Raw genomic sequence first — 2,500 nt, 5'->3', positions numbered from 1 at the left:
TATCCTACACATGCCTTGGCGAATGCCAGTGTAAAGCTATAGTAAAGGTGCACGGGGTCTTTCCGTCTGACCGCAGGAACCCCGCATCTTCACGGGGAATTCAATTTCACTGAGTCTATGTTGGAGACAGCGGGGAAGTCGTTACGCCATTCGTGCAGGTCGGAACTTACCCGACAAGGAATTTCGCTACCTTAGGACCGTTATAGTTACGGCCGCCGTTTACTGGGGCTTCAGTTCAGAGCTTGCACCCCTCCCTTTAACCTTCCAGCACCGGGCAGGCGTCAGACCCTATACGTCGTATTGCTACTTCGCAGAGCCCTGTGTTTTTGATAAACAGTCGCTACCCCCTGGTCTGTGCCACCCCATCATACTTGCGTAAAATGGGGTCACGCTTCTTCCGAAGTTACGCGTGCAATTTGCCGAGTTCCTTCAACATAGTTCTCTCAAGCGCCTTGGTATACTCTACCTGACCACCTGTGTCGGTTTCGGGTACGGTCTATACGGTGGAGCTATTTCCTGGAACCTCTTCGCCGCACATTCAATCCAGTAAGAATGTACAACACACGAGATCCGTCACTACCACCAGGCCCACGAATATTAACGTGGTTCCCATCGACTACGCGTGTCCGCCTCGTCTTAGGGGCCGGCTAACCCTGCTCAGATTAACTTTAAGCAGGAACCCTTGGTCTTTCGGCGAGGGAGTCTCTCACTCCCTTTATCGTTACTCATGTCAACATTCGCACTTCCGATATCTCCAGCAGCCCTCACGGGTCCGCCTTCACAGACTTACGGAACGCTCCGCTACCACGCAACAGTCACTACAACTGTCACATCCTCAGCTTCGGTGCATGGCTTTAGCCCCGTTACATTTTCGGCGCAAAGACCCTTATTTAGACCAGTGAGCTGTTACGCTTTCTTTAAATGATGGCTGCTTCTAAGCCAACATCCTGGTTGTTTTGGGATCCTCACATCCTTTCCCACTTAGCCATGACTTGGGGACCTTAGCTGGAGGTCAGGGTTGTTGCCCTTTTCACGACGGACGTTAGCACCCGCCGTGTGTCTGCCGACTAGTACTCCTCGGTATTCGGAGTTTGGTTAGGATCAGTAAGACGGTGAGTCCCCATAGCCCATCCAGTGCTCTACCCCCGAGGGTATTCGGTCGACGCTCTACCTAAATAGATTTCGCGGAGAACCAGCTATTTCCGAGTTTGATTGGCCTTTCACCCCTAGCCACAAGTCATCCCAATCTATTGCAACAGATACGGGTTCGGCCCTCCAGTTGGTGTTACCCAACCTTCAGCCTGCTCATGGCTAGATCACTCGGTTTCGGGTCTAATGCAACTAACTCAATCGCCCTATTCAGACTCGCTTTCGCTGCGCCTACACCTACCGGCTTAAGCTTGCTAGTTACACTAAGTCGTTGACCCATTATACAAAAGGTACGCCGTCACCCTTGCGGGCTCCGACTGTTTGTAGGCATCCGGTTTCAGGTTCTATTTCACTCCCCTCGTCGGGGTGCTTTTCACCTTTCCCTCACGGTACTTGTTCGCTATCGGTCATGCACGAGTACTTAGGCTTGGAGAGTGGTCTCCCCATGTTCAGACAGGATTTCACGTGCCCCGCCCTACTCAAGGACAATGACTGTTCTACGCGTAAGGGGCTATCACCCTCTATGGCCGACTTTTCCAAATCGTTCCGCTTTATTCATCATTGCCACTGGCCTGGTCCGCGTTCGCTCGCCACTACTTACGGAGTCTCGGTTGATGTCCTTTCCTGCAGGTACTTAGATGTTTCAGTTCCCTGCGTTCGCTTCTTACCCCTATGTATTCGAAAGTAAGATACCTTATCACAATGCTTGGAAACCCAGGCCGTTCATAAAACAGACTGGATTTTCCAAGCATTTAAGGTGGGTTGCCCCATTCGGAGATCCATGGATCAAAGCTTATTCGCAGCTCCCCACGGCTTTTCGCAGCGTATCACGTCCTTCTTCGCCTGTGCATGCCAAGGCATCCACCAAATGCCCTTAATTCACTTCTTCGTTCTCATTGTCTATGCTCATCCATAGCCGTTCCAAAGGAACGGCAATCCGGTTACCTTTTACAACCAGATCATCTCCTGATGACATCGACGTGTTCGATACAATCCTCTTTGAAGGCACGCCGGTGCACTTCGAGGTCGTATCATTAAGACCAGCTTCTCGAGATATCATCCGGTGATGCGCGGTCAGGCAACATCAATCCAGCATTCCCATCAGAGGAGCAAAAGCTCCAACAACAAAAATGCCTCGGACAAGCGATCCTTCCTACCTCCAACCCCTCCACCAATTCCGGCCGACTAAGCCATCACATGGTTTCACAAGGATTGGTCTCGGACGTTTCAGGCATAAACCCAAAACACCTGGACGCTTCCAGACATATCTTCTCTTCACAATGTATTCAGAACAGGCATCTTCCTTAGCAGAAGATGCAAACTTTTATTTCTTCAAAAGGATATTCAACTC

General features: G+C 50.8%; 1 rRNA gene (cut by a window edge). It reads right to left on the bottom strand.

The features are described 5' to 3' along the window. Positions 1-2,038, bottom strand: a 23S ribosomal RNA gene (locus tag ACQZ6D_RS27600) (it extends 769 nt beyond the left edge of the window). Positions 2,039-2,500 lie beyond the last annotated feature (462 nt).

This window comes from Agrobacterium sp. 22-3639C2, assembly GCF_053522105.1.
Note: the sequence above shows the minus strand (reverse complement) of the source record. Positions and strands in the feature narration are given on the sequence as shown.